Origin of the sequence: Actinomyces sp. HPA0247 (assembly GCA_000411415.1) — a bacterium.
Taxonomy (GTDB): domain Bacteria; phylum Actinomycetota; class Actinomycetes; order Actinomycetales; family Actinomycetaceae; genus Pauljensenia.
On sequence record KE150450.1, the window covers coordinates 1,256,498 to 1,275,113 of the forward strand.

The 18,616-nt window shown below is 66.6% G+C and carries 13 protein-coding genes; 9 read left to right on the forward strand and 4 right to left on the reverse strand.

All coding sequences use genetic code 11. From position 1 onward, the window contains the following. Window positions 1-161: 161 nt before the first annotated feature. The 3 genes from HMPREF1478_RS05020 to HMPREF1478_RS05030 all read right to left on the reverse strand — a co-directional run bounded on the left by HMPREF1478_RS05020 (window position 162) and on the right by HMPREF1478_RS05030 (window position 3,168). Window positions 162-983, reverse strand: a complete 822-nt coding sequence (locus HMPREF1478_RS05020; RefSeq protein WP_016460307.1) for an IS3 family transposase — start codon at window positions 981-983, stop codon at window positions 162-164. A gap of 23 nt (window positions 984-1,006) precedes the next feature. Further along, a complete protein-coding gene (locus HMPREF1478_RS05025) occupies window positions 1,007-1,288 on the reverse strand; it encodes a transposase (RefSeq protein WP_016460308.1) in 282 nt (93 codons plus the stop codon). A 749-nt stretch (window positions 1,289-2,037) separates the two neighbouring features. After that, window positions 2,038-3,168 carry an ROK family transcriptional regulator gene (locus HMPREF1478_RS05030; protein ID WP_016461002.1) on the reverse strand — a complete coding sequence of 377 codons (1,131 nt, stop codon included), beginning with the start codon at window positions 3,166-3,168 and terminating at the stop codon, window positions 2,038-2,040. Between the two features lie 138 nt (window positions 3,169-3,306). Between HMPREF1478_RS05030 and HMPREF1478_RS05035 the strand changes: the two genes are divergently transcribed. From HMPREF1478_RS05035 to HMPREF1478_RS05060, 6 genes are all read left to right on the forward strand, one after another. Further along, window positions 3,307-4,611 carry an extracellular solute-binding protein gene (locus HMPREF1478_RS05035; protein ID WP_016461003.1) on the forward strand — a complete coding sequence of 435 codons (1,305 nt, stop codon included), beginning with the start codon at window positions 3,307-3,309 and terminating at the stop codon, window positions 4,609-4,611. 69 nt (window positions 4,612-4,680) lie between these two features. Beyond that, on the forward strand, window positions 4,681-5,616 hold the full coding sequence (locus tag HMPREF1478_RS05040; RefSeq protein ID WP_016461004.1) for a carbohydrate ABC transporter permease: 936 nt from the start codon (window positions 4,681-4,683) through the stop codon (window positions 5,614-5,616). Next, on the forward strand, window positions 5,613-6,458 hold the full coding sequence (locus HMPREF1478_RS05045) for a carbohydrate ABC transporter permease (RefSeq protein WP_016461005.1): 846 nt from the start codon (window positions 5,613-5,615) through the stop codon (window positions 6,456-6,458). The genes HMPREF1478_RS05040 and HMPREF1478_RS05045 overlap by 4 nt, the downstream gene beginning before the upstream one ends. After that, entirely contained in the window at window positions 6,455-8,026 is a 1,572-nt protein-coding gene (locus HMPREF1478_RS05050; protein WP_016461006.1) for a glycoside hydrolase family 66 protein, read from the forward strand. Before HMPREF1478_RS05045 ends, HMPREF1478_RS05050 begins: the two co-directional genes overlap by 4 nt. Then, window positions 8,013-9,746, forward strand: coding sequence for an alpha-glucosidase (locus HMPREF1478_RS05055; RefSeq protein WP_016461007.1), 1,734 nt, complete (start codon window positions 8,013-8,015; stop codon window positions 9,744-9,746). The genes HMPREF1478_RS05050 and HMPREF1478_RS05055 overlap by 14 nt, the downstream gene beginning before the upstream one ends. A gap of 189 nt (window positions 9,747-9,935) precedes the next feature. Further along, window positions 9,936-12,491: a glycoside hydrolase family 66 protein gene (locus HMPREF1478_RS05060; protein WP_016461008.1), complete on the forward strand. Its 2,556-nt coding sequence runs from the start codon at window positions 9,936-9,938 to the stop codon at window positions 12,489-12,491. A gap of 4 nt (window positions 12,492-12,495) precedes the next feature. Here HMPREF1478_RS05060 and HMPREF1478_RS05065 read toward each other — a convergent pair whose 3' ends face one another. Beyond that, window positions 12,496-13,476, reverse strand: a complete 981-nt coding sequence (locus HMPREF1478_RS05065; RefSeq protein ID WP_034474981.1) for a 1,4-dihydroxy-2-naphthoyl-CoA synthase — start codon at window positions 13,474-13,476, stop codon at window positions 12,496-12,498. Between the two features lie 357 nt (window positions 13,477-13,833). Between HMPREF1478_RS05065 and HMPREF1478_RS05070 the strand changes: the two genes are divergently transcribed. The 3 genes from HMPREF1478_RS05070 (at window position 13,834) to HMPREF1478_RS05080 (ending at window position 18,105) form a co-directional block, all read left to right on the forward strand. Continuing rightward, window positions 13,834-14,892 (forward strand): o-succinylbenzoate synthase, encoded by a 1,059-nt coding sequence (locus HMPREF1478_RS05070; RefSeq protein ID WP_016461010.1) that lies wholly within the window; start codon window positions 13,834-13,836, stop codon window positions 14,890-14,892. A gap of 9 nt (window positions 14,893-14,901) precedes the next feature. After that, window positions 14,902-16,569, forward strand: a complete 1,668-nt coding sequence (gene menD, locus HMPREF1478_RS05075; RefSeq protein WP_016461011.1) for a 2-succinyl-5-enolpyruvyl-6-hydroxy-3-cyclohexene-1-carboxylic-acid synthase — start codon at window positions 14,902-14,904, stop codon at window positions 16,567-16,569. A gap of 126 nt (window positions 16,570-16,695) precedes the next feature. Further along, window positions 16,696-18,105 carry a S1C family serine protease gene (locus HMPREF1478_RS05080; protein WP_016461012.1) on the forward strand — a complete coding sequence of 470 codons (1,410 nt, stop codon included), beginning with the start codon at window positions 16,696-16,698 and terminating at the stop codon, window positions 18,103-18,105. Window positions 18,106-18,616 lie beyond the last annotated feature (511 nt).

Genomic DNA, 18,616 nt, shown 5'->3' on the forward strand with positions numbered 1-18,616 from the left:
GGGAGAGTTTTGTACCGGTTGGGCTGCTGGTGTGGGTGTGCTGGGAGAGTTTTGTACCGGAGATACTGCTGAGGCTACTCATGATGAGCGTCTGTCTGTGCCTTCACTGTCCTTGGCCTGGTCTGGTTTTGTGGACCGGGTGTTTTGAGGGTTGTTGGTTGTTATTGGTGGTGTTGTGCCCATTGGCGCGCGTATTGGTTGGGTGAGAGCCAGTCCAGCGCGCTGTGGGGGTGCTCTTCATTGTAGCGGTGGGACCAGGCGCCGATTAGTGCGCGCGCGTGGTCAAGCCCTTCGAACATGTTGTCCTCCAGGAGTTCATCACGCATCCGGTTGTGCAAGGATTCCACGAACCCGTTATGCCAGGGTTGGCCCGGCGGGATGAACGCTTGGAGCGTGTTGTGCTCGTTGGCCCAGCGCCCCATGGCGGCGGCGATGAATTCGGGCCCGTTATCGGCGCGCAGCACCTGGGGTGCCCCATGGGTTAGGGCAGCCAGGTCAAGCATTTCGATCACGTCGGCGGCTCCCATACGCCGCTCGACGCGGAAAGCCAGGTGCTGGCGCGTGAACTCATCGATGAGGTTACAGACCTTGAACACGCGTCCCCTCCAGTCCGAATCGAACTGGAAATCAATGGCCCACACCTGCCCCGGCGCGCTAGCCTTGACCAGGCGCTGGAGGCGCGGCGCAGTGCGGGGCTTGGGGGCTTTGCGCGGGCGCACGCGCAGTCCTTCGGTGCGCCACAAGCGCCGGAACGTATCACGCCCCACGACAATGCCCTCGCTCTTGGCCCGCGCCCAGGCGCGTTTATAGCCCCAGCGTCGATGCGTGGCGGCAAAATCGTTCATCCACTGGCGCACAGGCCCATGATCACGCAGCGTTTTCGCCCCGCCCGCCGCGCGGGCCCGGCAATACGCTGACCGGGACAGCCCGGCAACGCGGCATGCAAGGCGCTGAGAAAACCCCTGGCCAACCAGGTAGCTCACAGCCTCGTGCCTGCGCGCCGGGCTTAGAAGTTTCCCTCCGCCAGCTCTCGCAACGCTGCCTTCTCCAGCTCTGCTTGGCCCAGCAACTGTTTGAGGCGCGCGTTTTGCTCACGCAACTCACGCAGTTCCTTGGCCTCACTACGATTCATTGACCCATAACGCTGACGCCACCGGCACAACGTCGCCTCACTGATACCCAGCACGCGGCAGGCCTGGGCCGTACTCATGCCCTCACCTCGCAACGCTTCGGCCTTCTCCAGCTTCACGACAATCTGCTCAGGCGTGTGCTTCGAGAACTTCCTCATGGTCATCCATTCTGCCCGGCCACAAGCAGCCGGGACTACTCAGAACAACCCTCTCAAAACAAACGGTCCGAAAAACCCAGACCCCTCCATCCTTGTGGTCGCCTCTCATCAGGCGGGGAGAAATTTCGCATGCAATTCCCCTGAGTGTATTTCAAAATATGAACTCAGATCGTTGAAATTCTGCGGTTTGTGGGTCGTCGCGGGTGTGAGCCCTCAGGGAATTGCATGCGAAATTGTGGGGGGATGTCGCTCAGGGGCGCCGGAGCGATGCCGATAGTCGCGTCGATGGGCCGAACCGGTGGCGGCGTGCGTGTAGTTGCGGGTGGGCTGGTCCGGCGCTCGGCTGGTGCGGCAGATGGCGGTCGGCCAAGGCAACAGGCGGCAGGTAACAGGTGGCAGATGCGGTCGGCCAAGGCGGCGGGCAACAGTCGGCAGGCAACAGGCAACAGGCGGTAGACAGCGGTCGGCAGACGGAAGGCAGCGGTCGACTAGGGCAGCAGATGGAAGGCCGCAGGTAGCAGACAGCGGTCGGCCAAGGCAACAGGCGGCAGACAGTGGGCGGCAGATGGCGGTCGGCCAGGGCAACAGTCGGCAGGCCGCAGGTAGCAGACAGCGGTCGGCCAAGGCAACAGGCGGCAGACAGGGGCGGCAGGCAGAAGGTAGCAGACAGTAGACGGCAGACAACAGGAAGCAAGCAGCCGACGCGTCAGACCTGCCGCTGCAGCAACACCAACGCCGCACGGTGCCGACTACGCGGCTCGGGCCGCGATGTAGCCCTGCAACGCAATGACCCCGGCACCACGAGACCACGCCTCGTTGGAGCCGTCGGAGAGGGTGACGCGAATCGAGGTGGCTCGCGGGTCGCGCACTTCGCCGATGCCCTCCCGGACGGCATCGCCGCTCAGGGATGCGAGAGCGACGCCCTCGCCGCCGATGATCACGAGCTCGGGTGCTGTCAACGACGCCACCAGGCCAATGAGCCTGCCGAGAGCACGCCCCGACGCCGCCAAAATCGCCTCGACAGCGGGGTGCTTCTCAGAAGCGAGAGTGATGACGTCGCTCCACTCGAGGCGGCGGCCGACGGCGGCTGACGCGTCCCGACAGATCGCGGGGGTCGTCAGCATGGCTTCGGCGCAACCCCGGTGCCCCTGGGAGCAGATGGGGCCCAGGGGGTCCAACGGCCAGTGCCCGACGAGGCCGATGCCCGAGTCCTCGTTCTCCAGGCGCGCCCCGTTCGCGACGCACCCGTAGCCCACGCCCACGCCGACCGTGATGACCGCGAAGTTGGAGTGGCCGGTGCCCGACCCGAACCAGTGCTGAATCTGCGTGTAGGCGGACAGGTCGTTTGCGACGAAGGCAGGCAGGTGGGTCGCCTCGGATACGAGGGAAGCGAGCGGGACGTCGTGCCACTTGAGGAAGGGGGCCGACTCGACGGTGCCGTCGGCGTTCACGATGCCGCCGACAGCGATGCCGATCGCGTCGATGTGGTAGGCCGAGCGGGCACGGTGGGCCAGGTCCGCGATCGCCCGGACGACGCGGACGGGCGTGAGGGAGTCGAGGGGGACTCGGTAGGAATCGCGCGGAGTCGCCTTCAGGTCGATGACGGTGGCGTCGAGTGCGCTATCCGTCAGCTTGATGCCCAGGAAGTAGTGCGAGGAGGGGACGACGTCGAGGGGGATGGTCGGGCGACCGGAGGTGCGCTGGGTCGCTTCGGGAACCTCGGCGAGGAGGCCCGAGGCGATGAGCTCCGTCGAGATGCGTGTGAGCGTCGCGGGGGCCAGGCCGAGGCGTCGGGCCAGTTCAGCGCGGCCGAGCGGGCCGTGGATGAGGACTTCGAGCGCGACCGCAGAAGCGAGCTCGTCTTTGGGCTGCCAGGTCATGACCATTCCTTTCTGGTGAAAAAAAGATTACACGTGAATCTCAAATTTGCCTAGCGTATTGACAAGACTAATTTTGCGTGGTGAAATTACCTCCAAGCGGCCAAAGGTGGTCGCGATCACGAGAAAGATCACAGTGCAATGAAGCAGAAGCGTCTCCTCACCGTCGGTGTCACCCTTTTCGCTGCGGCCTCGATGCTCGCAGCCTGTGGCGGTAACACTGCCGACCAGTCATCGTCCTCCGACTCCGGATCCGGCTCCTCGACCGTCGAACTGACCCTGTGGGGCACGTACGGCGCGGGCTCCAACAGTGCGCAGAAGGACGCGCTGGAGAAGGAAATCATCCCCGCCTTCGAGAAGGCAAACCCCGGAATCACCATCAAGTACGTCGATATGCCCTACGACGGCCTCAAGCAGAAGCTCACGACCGGCGCCGCGGCCGGAGAGCTGCCCGACCTGATCCGTACCGACCTCGGTTGGAACGCTCAGTTCGCCAAGCTGGGCGTCCTCAAGCAGCTCGATGGAAACATGCCGAACTATGACGCGCTCGCGGCCAAGGTCTATCCGGGCCTGCTGGGCACGACTCTGTACAACGGCCACCACTACGGCCTGCCCCTGGATACGAACACGCGCGTGCTCATCTCCAACCCCGATGCCCTGTCGAAGCTCGGCGTCGACAAGGCGCCTGAGACCTTCGACGAACTCAAGGATCTCGCCACCAAGGCCAAGGACGCGGGCGGATCGGTCTACGCGTTCGCAGACGGCGACATCTCGCAGTGGAACATCATGCCGTGGATCTGGAGCGCGGGCGGCGACATTTCCGACCCCGACCAGACGAAGGCCTCGGGCTACCTGGACTCCGATAAGTCCGTGGCCGGCGTCCAGTTCCTCGTCGACCTGTACAAGGAGGGGCAGATCCCCAACGCGATCATCGGCAACGAGGGCGCGACCAAGACGCAGGACGGCATGCCGAACGGCGAGTACGCGACGATCCTCGACGGCCCGTGGATGGACCAGATCTGGGCGGGCTCCTACCCGGACTTCAAGCCCACCTACTCCAAGGTCCCCGCCGGTGAGGGCGGATCGATCTCGGTCGTCGGCGGCGAGTCCATCGTCATCACGGAGCAGACCAAGAATCTCGAGGCCTCGTACAAGTTCCTCGAGTTCACCCAGTCGCGCGAGTTCCAGCTGCCGATGAGCAAGGCCGGCCAGATGACGGTCGTCGCCGAGTACGCGGCCGAGGAGGCCGAGGCGACGCCGGGTACAAAGATCTTCTCCGAGCAGCTCAAGACCGCGAAGTCTCGCCTGTCCATCCCCGATTCCGGGAAGGTCGACGAGATCCTCAAGACCGAGCTGACCCCCGCCTTCGAAGGCAAGGTGACCGTCAAGGAAGCCCTGACGAAGGCCGCACAGCAGATTGACCCGCTCCTGAGCGCCGCCAAGTAACCTGGCGTCGCTCCTGCAACCGGGCCCGGCCCCCACGCGCGCGGGGCTGGGCCCGGGAAAGGACTCCTCATGAGCACCCCCACCGCGGACGAGGCCGTGGCGCCTCGCGCGCGTCGGCGTTCCTCCCGGAGGAACCCGGTGGCCCCCTACCTGTTCTTGGCACCGGGAATGATCCTGTTCGCCCTGTGCGTCCTGTACCCCATGGTGCGTTCGGGGCAGATGAGCTTTTACGACTGGAACATCGTGAAGGGCTCGAACTCGGACTTTGTGGGCCTGGACAATTACGTGAAGGCCTTCCATGACCCATCGTTTTGGACGGGTCTGGGTAACTCTGGGATCTACATGGTGCTGACGGTGCCCCCGCAGATCATCCTCGGCCTCGCCGTTGCGATGCTGCTGCGCTCGAAGGCGCCGCTCCAGCCCCTGTTCCGGGTGCTCTACTACCTGCCCGTGGTCACGTCCTGGGTGGTTGTGTCGCTGCTCTTCAAGTACCTGTTCGCCGACCAGGGGCTCATTAACTACATGCTGGGGACCGCCCACCTGGGCGCGGGGGACACGTCGTGGCTGTCGAACCGTTGGACGGCGATGATCGCGATCTGCGCGCTGGGGGTGTGGAAGGGCATCGGCTGGTCGATGATGATCTTCCTCGCCGCCCTCCAGGGGGTGCCCAAGGAGCTGGAGGAGGCTGCCCTCGTCGATGGGGCGAACTGGTGGCAGCGCTTCAAGGCCGTGACCGTGCCGGCGATCTGGCCGGCCACCGTCTTCGTCATCGTGATGCTGGTGATCGGCGGACTCAACGTCTTCACGTCGGTGCTGCTCATGACGAAGGGTGGGCCCAACGGCCAGACCGAGGTGCTGCTCACCTACATGTATCGTCTGGCGTTCTCCGACTTGAACTTCGGGTACGGCTCGGCGATCGCGGTCGTCCTGACGATCCTCGTGTTCATCATTTCGATTGTTCAGCTCAAGGTGTTGAACCGCGACGACGAAAGGGCGGGAGCATGAGCACGTCACGCAAAACGATGCACGCCGCCGGAACGTCGCTGCGCTTCGTCGTCCTGACGGTCGGTGCGATCGTCATGATCCTGCCCTTCGCCTACATGGTGTCGACGGCCTTCAAGCCGCAGGCCTATGTCCTGGAGACGCCCCCGAAGTTCATTCCGGACCCGGGCACGGTCGACAACTTCGTGCAGGCGTGGACGACGCAGGATTTTTCCCGCTACGCCCTGAATTCGGCGTTCGTGTCCGTGACCTCGACGGTGCTGGCCGTGTGGCTCTCCTCGATGATGGCCTACGCGTTCGCGCGATTCGATTTCCCGGGCAAGGAGTGGTTTTTCCGGGCCCTCCTCCTCGGCCTCATGATCCCCTCGATGATGCTCATCATCCCGCAGTTCGTGCTCACCAAGCAGCTGCACCTCATCGATAACCTGTGGGCCCTCGTGCTGTTCTACGTGTCGGGAAACCTGGCGCTTAACACGTTCCTGCTGCGCAGTTTCTTCGAGGGGATCCCGCGTGAGCTCGACGAGGCCATGGAGGTCGACGGTGCGAACGTGTGGACCCGCTACTGGCGCCTCGCGATGCCGCTGGCCCGGCCCGCGCTCGCGACGACCGTTATCTTCACCTTCCTGGCCACCTGGGACGAGTTCGCGTGGGCCCTCACGGTCATTTCGACGGAAACGAAACGCACTCTCCCGATCGCTATTCAGCTGTTCCACGGGCAAAACTCCACGCAGTGGGGGCTCGTGTTTGCCGCGTCCCTCATCGCGATCCTCCCCGTCATCGTTGTGTACCTGGTCTTCCAACGTCACTTCGTCGCGGGCCTGACCGCAGGAGCCGTGAAAGGATGATTCCCTTGCTCCTCCCCACCCAATCCGTCTATCTGCCCGGGCAGGCCGTCCGCGTCGAGGCCTCCCATCCCGGCGACCTCGTCGTCACCCATCTGGGCGAGGTCGTGCGCGAGGTCCCCTGCGAGCGCCCCGGCCTCGTCGATCTGGGAGAACTGAGCGTCGGCGGGTACGGCGTCGCCCAGCCGGCGACCGGCGCGTCGAGCGCTCTCCAGGTGTGCGCATCGGCGTCGGACCGACTGCGCTACGGTTTCGTCGCGTCCTTTCGTCCGGGAAAGGACGCCCGGGCCGTGGCCCGTTTCGCGCGTCGCCTGCACCTGACCGGGATTCAGTTCTACGACTGGGCGTATCGGCACGCGGACCTTCTGGGTGGGGGAGAGGAGTACCTCGACGCCCTCGATCAGCCGATTTCGCTCGCGACCGTGCGCGCCCTCATCGAGGCGCTGCGGGCGGTGGGCACGCGGTCGATTGGCTACGCGGCCGTGTATGGCGTCGGCAATGACGAATGGGAGCAGTGGGAGGATACGGCCCTGCTGGATCCAGTGGGGGAGCCGTACTCGCTCGCCGACTTCCTGCGCATCGTCGATCCCGCGCACCCGCGCTGGCTCGCCCACTTCGCGGCAGACGTTGCGGCGGCCGCGCGCGAGGTCGGCTTCGACGGCTTCCATCTCGACCAGTACGGCTACCCGAAGGCGGCCGTCCGCCCCGACGGGGAGATCGTCGACGTCGCCTCCTCCTTCGACACCCTCATCCGAGGCGTGCGCGAGGCGGTGCCCGGCGCGACCCTCGTGTTCAACAACGTCAACGACTTCCCGACCTGGTCTTCGCCGAGCGCCCCGCAGGACGCGGTCTACATCGAGCCCTGGGAACCTGTCACCACGTACGAGGCTCTGGCTCGCGTGGCGACGAGGGCCCGCCTCGTCGGGGGCGGGAAGCCGGTCGTCCTGGCGGCCTACCAGTCCATCTACGACAAGGCCGCCCGCGACGTGGGCGACGCGTCCACGCGGCTCACGATGGCGACGCTCTTCTCGCACGGCGCCACCCAGCTCCTCGCCGGAGAGGACGGCCACCTCCTCGTCGACCCGTACTACGTGCGCAACATGCCCGCCGAGGACGAGACCCTCGACATGCTCGCCAGCTGGTACGACTTCCTCGTCGAAAACGACGAGATCCTCGTGGACCCGAGCATCGTCGACGTGACGGCCTCGTACGTGGGTGCATACAACGCGGACATCGACGTGTCCTTCGACGAGGCCCCCGTGTGCTGGGAGGCCGCCCCCGGGTGCGTGTGGCGGCGCGTCACCCGTGCCGGGGACGCGTTGGTCGTCCACCTCATCAACCTGGTGGGCCAGTCCGACACGGTGTGGGACGGTCCCCACCGCCCGGCGATCGCGCTGCGAGGCGGTACGCTGCGTCTGAAACCCCTGTTCGGGCGCGTGCCGCGCGTGTCGGCAGCGGATCCCGACGCGGGCTCGACGCTCATCCCCCTGGACGTGCAAATCGTCGACGGCCAGGCCGTTGTTTCCCTCCCCGACCTCAACGTATGGCAGGTGCTCCATGTTCTTCTGTAACGATGCGCTACACCCCCACGGCAACGGCCTGGGGGCCGACGAGTGGTGGAAGGGCGCGGTCGTCTACCAGATCTATCCGCGCTCCTTCAAGGATTCGAACGGTGACGGCTTCGGCGATCTCGAGGGGATCCGCTCCAAGCTCGACTACCTGCAGGCCCTCGGCGTGGACGTCCTGTGGCTCTCTCCGATCTATGCCTCCCCGCAGGCCGACAACGGCTACGACATCGCCGACTACTACGACATCGACCCGATGTTCGGCACTCTGTCGGACTTCGACCGCCTGCTGGAGGGCGTCCACGAGCGGGGCATGCGCCTCGTCATGGACCTGGTCGTCAACCACTCCTCGGACGAGAACCCGTGGTTCGTCGAGTCGCGTTCCTCGCGGGAGAACCCGAAGCGCGACTGGTACATCTGGCGCGACCCCCGCCCCGGGTTCGTGGGCGGCGAGGCCGGAGCTGAGCCCAACAACTGGGGGTCCTTCTTCTCCGGATCGGCCTGGGCGTGGGACGAGGCCACGGGACAGTATTACCTGCACCTCTTCCACAAGAAGCAGCCCGACCTGAACTGGGAGAACCCGCAGGTTCGCGCGGCCGTCTACGAGATGATGAACTGGTGGCTCGACCGCGGCGTTGACGGTTTCCGCATGGACGTCATCAACCTGATCTCGAAGGATCCGGGTCTGCCCGACGGCGTCGTCTACCCCGGGCGCGCGTGGGGCGAGGGCTTCCCGCACTTTTCCGAGGGTCCCCACCTGCACGAATATCTCGCGCAAATGCGCCGCGAGGTCTTCGATGGCCGCAGCGGTACCATGACGGTCGGCGAGTGCCCGGGCGTGCGCCGCGACAACGTCCTGCTGTTCACGGACCCGGCGCGGCGCGAGCTCGACATGGTGTTCCAATTCGACCACGTCGACCTCGGCCTCGAAGCGGGGAAGTTCCACCCGCGCCCGCTGCGCCCCGGCGAGCTCGCCGACTGCCTGAGCGCCTGGCAGGAGGCCCAGGGCGAGGTCGGCTGGAACAGCCTCTACCTGGACAATCACGACCAGCCGCGCGCCGTCAGTCGCTTCGGTGACGAGGAGTGGCGCTACGAGTCGGCCACCGCCCTGGCGACGGCCCTGCACATGCTGCGCGGCACGCCCTACGTGTACCAGGGCGAGGAACTTGGCATGACGAACAGCGTCTTCGGTGGCATCGAGGACTACCGAGATGTCGAGGCGCTGCGCTACTACCGCGAGGCGGTGGAGGCGGGGGAGAGCCCCGAGTCGGTCCTGAAGGGGCTGGCCTTCACCGGCCGCGACAACGCGCGCACCCCGGTCCAGTGGGACGGAAGCGAGAACGCCGGCTTCACGCAGGGCACCCCGTGGATCGGCGTCACCCCCAACTATCGGGAGATCAACGCCGCCTCCCAGGTCGGCGACCCGTCTTCCGTGTACGCCTACTACCGCGCGCTCGCGGACATCCGACACGGGCTGCCCGTCATCGCGGCCGGTGCGTTCGAGCGCATCGACACTCCCTCGCCCGCGATCTTCGCCTATCGCCGCACCCTCGGCGAGGCCGTGGCAACGGTCCTCGTCAACCTCTCCTCCCAGCCCGCCTCCCTCGGCGAGGCGGCACGTGAGATCACCGGAGAGCTCCTCCTATCCAACCGCGACCTGCCCGAGGAGGACCGGGGCATCCCGGAGAGCCTCGGAGAATGGGAGGCCCGAGTCTACATTCGCTAACTCCACATGACGATTCCCCCGGGGCCGGCACCGATGGCCCCGGGGGTCTTCATAGGCCTCGTCACCGACGAAGGAGACGACGCCTCGACGCGCGCACGCAGCACGCGCGCTCGACGGAGGCCATTTGTGCTCCGTCCTCGCCCGACCCACGCGCGGGGCAGACAACGATGTCTTGAAAAGGAACACACCATGAAATCGCGAGTATTACCCGCGAAAATAGCGATCGTCGCGACGGCAGCGGCGACCGCTGCCGGAATCATCGGGATGGTGACGCCGGCGCACGCCCAGGCGCAGATCACGCGCGTCTGGACAGAAAACGCCCGATACCTGCCCAACCAGAGCGTCGATGTGACCGCCCAGGTCACCGGCGCATCACACGTCCGATTCCGCCTCATGCACCTGGGCGAACAGGTCATGGCCTCGGACGATCGGCCCGTCGACGGATACGGGCGCGCATCCTGGGAGTTCAGCGCCCCCGACCGTGACTACACCGGCTACGTCATCGAAGCCGACTCGGACAACGGCGCGCAGGGTGAGACTGCGCTGGACGTGTCCTCCGACCCGTATCGCTACCTGCGCTTCGGGTTCCTGGACTCCTATCCCCAGGGCATGAGCGGAGCGGACCAGCAGAGAGCCGTCGACGACCTCGCCCAGAAGTACCACATCAATGCCCTGCAGTTCTACGACTGGATGTACCGCCACGAGGCACCGGTTCCCTACGACGGAAACGGCGTCGCCCCTACCTGGTCCTCGTGGGGCGGGGAGGAAATGTCGCGAGACACCATTACGGGCCTCATTCATGCCGCCCAGTGGCGTTCCGTCGAGGCCTACCCGTACTCCATGAGCTACGCGGCGCTCAACGGCTACGAATCCTACGGGGTGAGCCCCGACTGGCGGCTGACCTACCGCTCGAGTGGGGCTCCCTGGTCCTTCGAAATGCTGGCGAATCGTCCGGACTCCACCCTGTGGATCATGGACCCATCCAACCCTGCGTGGCGCTCGCACATCGTCTCCCAGTACGTCCACCAGAGCGAAGACATCGGGTTCGACGGAACCCACCTCGACCAGCTCGGCGACTGGGGGCACAGCGAGGATCACCAGGGAGGCATGGCGACAACCGGAGGCGTACCGGTCGATCTGCCCAAAGCCTTCGGCACGCTCATCGATCAGACGGCTGACGCCACCGGGAAACCCGTCGGAATGAACGCGGTCGACGGCTTCGGCATGGACCACATGGCCGCAGGGGCAGCGACCTACGAGTACACGGAAATGTGGGACTCCCACGAACGCTACGAGGAAGTGCAAAACTACCTCCAGCAACAGCGCATCCTGTCAGGGAACAAGCCCGCCGTCGTCGCCGGATACGTCAACAACAAGTGGAACAACGGCCCCGGGTACGAGGCCGAAGCATCGACCGCGACGCGCACGGGCGTGCAGGTGGCCACCGATCACCGCGATTACTCAGGCACGGGATTCATCGACCACTTCGGTGAGCGTGGAGACTCCGTGACCTTCCGCGTCCACGTGGACGCCTCGCGCAACTACGGCCTCGTCCCCCGGTGGTCCAACGCCACGGGAGACATGGCGGCGCGAACCTTCTCCGTCGACGGGCGCGTCGTCTCGCGCAACGTCCTTCTTGGCCTCACGCAGGACTGGGACCACTGGAACATTGAGGGAGGCACCTGGGCGTATCTCACCCAGGGTGACCACACCGTCACGATCAGCGTCGACGAGGGCGACTACGGGTACATCAACCTCGACGAGCTGCACATCAACTCCTTCTCCACCCCCTCCGTCCAGCTCTTCGATGCGGCGCTCGCGGCCAACGGCGCCAGCCACATCGAGATGGGGCAGGGCGACCGCATGATTGCCGCCGCTTACTTCCCGGACCGCACCAAGTGGATGGACGAGGAACTGACGCAGTGGATCACCCGCTACTACGACGTCACCACCGGCTACGAGGAGCTGTTCTACGGGCCGACCCTGCGCCCCCTCGACGACTCGATCGTGGAGATCCCCGGATACAACGTGTCGCGCAACGGCCTGAAAAACACGATCTACGCCCGCGTCATGCGATCGGGCGGGATGGACGTCATCCACCTGATTAACCTGCTTGGCAACGATGAATTCTGGCGTGACCCCGGCAATTCGGTGAGCGACACGGGGTCCTTCACCGTGCGCTACCACTACGGTGACTCGCCCACGCCGGGCACCGTCTACAAGGTCACCCCGGACACCGAGCGCGGGACGCGAGCCGTCGCCCTGCCCTCGCGGCTCGGCACCGACGAGACAGGCAACTACGTCGATATCGACGTCGACAACCTCCACGCCTGGGACGTGCTCTACATGGGACAGAACACGGCCGGCAACGGCAACGTCGTGAACCAGGGGCAAAAGTGCATGGACGTTCGAGAGGGAGCATCCGCCAACGGGACGCCCATCCAGCTCTACGACTGCGCCTCGGTTCCCGCCCAGCGCGTCACCTACGACGGCAACACGCTCTCCGTCATGGGTAAGTGCGTCGACCTCGAATACCAGGGCACCGAGAACGGGACCTACACCCACCTCTGGGACTGCAACGGCGCGCCCTCCCAAACCTGGTACTACACGCCGCGCAACCAGTACTACAACCCGCACTCAGGCAAGTGCCTGACGCTGGACGGAGACCACTACACGAACGGCAACCGCCTGACGGTCTGGGATTGCCACGGCGGCGCATCCCAGAAGTGGAGCAAACCGCAGTAGCGACTCAGTAGTAGTAGGGGTAATCCTCCCAGCGGGGGGCGCGATGCTCGAGGAAGGCGTCGCGCCCCTCCTGTGCTTCGGCCGTCATGTACGCCATGCGCGTGGCCTCGCCGGCGAAGACCTGCTGACCGGCCAGCCCGTCGTCGGCCAGGTTGAAGGCGAACTTCAGCATGCGGATGGCCTGCGGGGACTTCGTCGCGATGGTTGCGGCCCACTCCAGGGCCGTCTCCTCCAGCTGCGCGTGGGGGACGGCGCGGTTGATGACGCCCCAGCGCTCAGCAGTTTCAGCGTCGTAGCGCTCGGCGAGGAAGAAAATCTCGCGCGCCCTCTTATCCCCGGCCTGGCGGGCCAGCAGCGCCGAGCCGTAGCCCGCGTCGAAGGAACCGACGTTCGCGTCCGTCTGCATGAAGGCCGCGTGCTCGATGGACGCGACCGACAGGTCCGCGACCACGTTGAGGGAGTGCCCGCCGCCAGCTGCCCAGCCGGGAACAGCGGCGATGACGACCTTCGGTATCGTGCGGATCAGGCGCTGAACTTCGAGGATATGCAGGCGTCCGGCGCGAGCGGGGTCGATCTGCTCGCGGCGCTGGGCGGTGGCCGCCTCCGGGTCCGCGCCCTCAACCTCGTAGCGGTAGCCGTCGCGGCCTCGGACCCGCTGGTCACCGCCCGAGCAGAACGAGTATCCGCCGTCGCGCGCCGACGGGCCGTTGCCCGTCAGAATCACGGCCGCGACCGAGGAGGTCTGGCGCGCATGGTCGAGCGCGCGGTACAGCTCGTCGACCGTGCCGGGGCGGAAGGCGTTGCGGATGTCGGGGCGGTCAAAGGCGATGCGCACGACCGGCATGTCGGCGCCTTCGGGGCGGCCGTCCACCTCGGGGCCGCGCGAGATGCCGCGGTGGTAGGTGATGTCGGCGAAGTCGAAACCCTCGACCTCGCGCCAACGCGTCGGATCGAAGGTGTCGGAGACGAAGGGGAGTGCACTCATGCCTCGGATTCTAATCGACGAGGCACTGGCGGTGCGGTGCGCGTGCGTGCGGGAGGGGGCTCGACGGGCCCAGCTGACGGCCCCTACTAAAGGGGTGGCCAGGCCCTCCGACGCGGTGGGCGTGTGCAACCTAACCAATCGGAACAAAGGGCAGCCTCGTGTTCGCAGATGGTGAGATAACTAGTCACTGATGCGTGTGTCGTGACATACTCTTGTATTTGCCAGGCGTTCTGCTCTGTCAGGGAGTCTGTCACTTTGGGGCGCTTACTGCACAATCGCATACAAGTTTCAGCGTGATCGAGTTGTTGCGAAGCCAAGGTTGCGCGATAATATTACCGGTAAGTAAGGAGGCTCCTCATGAATGCAGCGCCGCAACCAACGCTCATGCGCATTCCCATGCGTACACTGAGTCGCCAAGCGCGTTACGCCCTCGAGGGCGTCGACGACATATTGGTGTACAAGGTAGCGATGACGACGCGTTTCCGCGGGGTGACGCGCCGCGAGGGTCTTCTTCTGCACGGCCATGCCGGCTGGGGAGAGGCCGCGCCCTTCTGGAACTACGACGACGCTGAGTCGTCCCGTTGGCTGGCGGCCGCGCTTGAGTCTGCGCGCCGTTTCCCGCCGGTGCCTCGTCGCAAGTTTGTGCCCGTCAACGTGACGATCCCCGTCATTTCCCCCGAAGAGGCCTACGAGCGAGTGAAGGCCTCGGGTGGATGCGCGACCGCGAAGATCAAGGTCGCTGAACCCGGCGTGAGCCTGAGTCGCGACTGCGCGCGCATCGCCGCCGTCGCCGACGCCCTGCGTGAGACGGTTGGCGGGCAGGCGATGATTCGCCTCGACGCTAACGGTGCGTGGGAGGTTGACGAGGCTCGTGCCGCGATCCCCGCGATGGCTGCCGCCGCGGGCGTGGTTCCCATTGAGTATGTGGAGCAGCCTTGCCTGACCGTCGATGAGCTGGCGCAGGTGCGCCGCTCGGTGGACGTTCCCATCGCTGCGGACGAGTCGATCCGCCGAGCCGAAGACCCGCTTGAGGTGGCCCGCAAGGAAGCCGCCGACGTGGTCATCATCAAGGTGGCGCCTCTCGGTGGCGTGCGTGCAGCGCTGAAGGTGGCTCGCAAGAGCGGGCTCGGGGTCGTCGTCTCCTCGGCCCTCGAGACCTCCGTCGGCCTGTCGGTCGGTGTCGCCGCCGCCGCCGCGGTGCCCGGCGTGCCCCGGGCGGCCGGCCTGGCCACGGCCTCGCTGCTGGTGGGGGACGTGACCGAGCCCCTGATTCCCGAGCGCGGACGCCTGCCCGTGGGGCGGCGCGAACCCGACCAGGAACTCATTGACCGCACGCCGGTCGACGGTGATCTCGTCTCCCGCTGGGGTATGCGCCTGGAGGGGATGGCCGAGCATCTGGGGGCGGGGGGCCGGTAGGCTGGGCGTATGCCCTCCGTCGATACCGCCAGCGCCATCCTCGCGTCCCTGGACGCCCTGGGCCTCACGCACGTTCTGTACTGCCCCGGATCGCGCAGCGCCCCCTTCGCCTACGCGCTCGAGGCAGGCGCGTTTAGCGGCGACGCGCGCGCCGTCCTGGATGAGCGCGGCGCCGGGTTCATGGCCGTCGGCTTGGCCCGCACCGGAGCCCTGCCCGCGATCGTCGTCACCTCGGGGACAGCCGTCGCAGAGCTGGCACCCGCCGTTCTCGAGGCCTCCCACGCGCGCCTGCCGCTCCTGGTTGTGAGCGCCGACCGCCCCGGCGAGCTGCGAGGCGTCGGCGCGTCCCAGGCGACCGACCAGTCGCGGCTCTTCGGCACCCACGTGCGCGCGCAGGTGGACCTGGAACCTCAGGAGGCCTCGACGACGCTCGTCGGACACCTGACGCGCTGCGTCGCCGCCGCGTGCGGCGCACCCACGGGCACCCCCGGGCCCGTCCAGATCAACGTCGCCTTCCGCGACCCGCTCACGCCCGCTTCGCCCGCGTCCCCAGCGGCTTCCGGGGACGAGGCCGGGGCTTCCTTCGTCCCTCGCCCGACCCGGGTGCTCGCCGCCTCCCCCGTGAGCGCGCGCTGGGAGGACGTGGTCGGTCCTGCCACCGCGGGGCTGATCGTCGCGGGTGAGGGGGCTTCGCCTCGTGCCCTCGAATGGTCGCGCGCCTCGGGATTCCCGCTCCTCGCCGAACCGGCCTCGGGCGCGTGGGCTGGCGGGGGAGTGACCCCCTTCGAGCAGTCCCTCGTGTGCTCACCCCTCGGGCGCGAGGTCGACACCGTCGTCGTCACGGGCCGCCCGACGCTGTCTCGCCCCATCCACGCGCTCCTCGCGCGACCCGACGTGCGCGTTATCCTCGTCGACCCGCACGCCCCGTGGGTCGACGTCTCGGGCAACGCCTCGGTCGTGGTGGCCGACCTGGAGCCCGCGCGAGGGCCCATCGACGCCGCGCAGGTCGAGTGGGCGTCGCGCGTACGCGACGCCGCTCGCGACGCAGGTGAGCGTATCGAATCTCTGCTCGCCGCCGGTTCGGGCCGGACCATGCTCGACCTCGCTCGGGTTGTCGCCGCCTCCTCGAGCGGGCCCCTCGTGCTCGGCGCCTCGAATCCCGTGCGCGCCTTCGACCTGGCCGTGCCGACGTTGGAGGGACGCGCCGTTCACTCGAACCGCGGGCAGGCCGGCATCGACGGCACTATCGCGACCGCCGTCGGTATCGCCGTGGGCGCCGGGAGCGTCGGCGGGGCCACGGTCCCTGCGAGCGAGCGCGTCACCGCCGTCATGGGCGACCTGACGGCCTGCCACGACGCATCCTCCCTGGCCCTGGCAGCGGCCGCACGGGCACACCTCGACATCATCGTCGCCGACGACCGCGGCGGCGGAATCTTCGCCACCCTTGAACACGGGCGCGCCACCACCCCCGAGGCCTACGACCGGTGGTTCGGCGTCGCCCAGACGGTGGACTACGAGGCGCTCGCGGCCGCATACCGCCTGGCCTTCGCCCGCGTCGACAATCCCGCGCAGCTCGCCCGCGTGCTGGAGACCCCGCAGGCCGGCCCCCGCCTCGTCCATGTCCCCGTCGAGCGCGGCGCACACCTGTACGCGGCCATCCGGGACATCCTCAACTGAACGTCGTGGGAGCCCGTTCGCTGTGAGAGCAGCGGTTTTCAGGAAACTTACAGGACGCTTTCAGTGGGCCTTTGAGGAATCGACTCATACTGGTGGACAGATAACGAACTGACATCAGAGGAAACCATGAACGAGTCTCAGATTCCGGCCCCCGACGCCGACTCGTCGCGCGATGCGATCACGGCCTCGGCTCCCACCTATCTGCAGCGTGCGACGGCTCAGGACCCCTCGGCCACCCAGGAACTGCCGCCCGCGCAGGACGCCACGCGCGAGATGCCCACCCCCTCCGCCGAGGAAACCCGCGAGGGTGGCGGTACCTACTCCGCCCCCACGGGCGAACCCTACGGCGGATACGCGGCCCCGGCCTCGCCCGAGGCGGTTCCCGCTCCCACGGCTGCTGCTCCCACCGTCATCGTCACGAAGAAAGGGCCGGGCTGGGTCGCCCTCTTCTGCGCGATGCTCGTGACGATCGGCCTGACCCTCGGCGCCGTGTTCTACGCGCGCCCGGCCATGCTGCGCGCCTCCACGCCGACCAACCTCAACGGGGGAACGGTTGCGGCCGTGCCCGCGTCGAACAGCTCCGGGACGGACTGGACGGACGTCGCCTCCGCCGTATCGCCCGCCGTCGTCACGATCCAGACCCAGGGCGCTTCGTCGGGTGGTACCGGTTCGGGCGTCATCTACGACGCGCAGGGAGACATCGTCACGAACTACCACGTCATCTCCTCCGTCCTGGGCGGCGGCCAGATCCAGGTGACCCTCGCGGACGGGCGACTCTACTCCGCGTCGATCGTCGGCCACGACAAGACCACCGACCTGGCCGTCATCCGCCTGGAGAACCCGCCCACGGACCTGACTGTCGCGCGCTTTGCGACGTCGGCGAACCTCAAGGTCGGCGCCCCCGTCATGGCGATCGGCGCGCCGCTGGGCCTGTCGAACACCGTGACGACCGGCATCGTCTCGGCCCTCAACCGTCCCGTCGAGGTCTCCATGGACGAGGACAGCTCGTCGCAGAACAGCACCCAGGCGTCCTCGGACCTCGTGGTGACGAACGCAATCCAGATCGACGCCTCCATCAACCCCGGCAACTCGGGCGGCCCGCTCTTCGACGCGACCGGCGCGGTTATCGGCATTAACTCCTCGATCAAGTCACTCGCCACCTCGTCCGACGGGCAGGCCGGCTCAATCGGCCTGGGCTTCGCGATCCCCTCCGACCTGGTCGTCTCTGTTGCTGATCAGCTGATCGCCACCGGCTCGGCGTCCCACGGCATGCTCGGCGTGACCGTCAAGGCCGCGACGACGACCGTCGGCTCCGACACCTACGTCGGCGCCGAGGTTCAGGAGGTCTCCGCAGGTTCCGGTGCATCCGCTGCGGGCATTCGCTCCGGCGACGTCATCGTCAAGGTCGAAGGTCAGGAAGTGACCAGCCCCAAGCAGCTCATCGGCTACGTGCGCCGCTACAAGGCTGGCGACACCGTCGCCATGACGATCGTGCGCGACGGCGCCACGCAGGACGTGTCCGTGCGGATCCAGTGAGCTGCGTGCGTCGCGTGCGCGTTGCGTGTATGCGCGCGCTGCGGCGTGACTCGAGTATTGCGTGACCTGAGTGCCGCGCACTGACGAGGCCCGCTGTCCCTGTGAAGGGGCGGCGGGCCTTTGCGCGTGGTGGGCTTGCGAGGGTGCATATATGCAGTTTTCGGCCGCTGATGTGCCGCGCGTTGATGCGAGGTCTCCGCATCTGGGCTTGTGTCGAAGGGGATTCAACCTGATCGGGAAAATTCAACCCGTTCTGATCGGGTGGAATGTTCCCGATGGGGTGGAATGTTCCCGATCGGGTGGAGCGCTGGCGCAATCAAGCCGCTGAGGTACCCGAAGTGGGTACCGGCGTGCGTGGGGATGAGCTCTTGAAGGTCGGAAACAGTGCGCGATGCAGGATATGGCTTGCTAGCTTTCTTCGTGACCACGCTTTGGCTTGTTCCTAAGTGGTGTTACACCACTTAGCTGGGTATTACACCAGCTGGGAACCGGTGTAATGCTCCCTAACTGG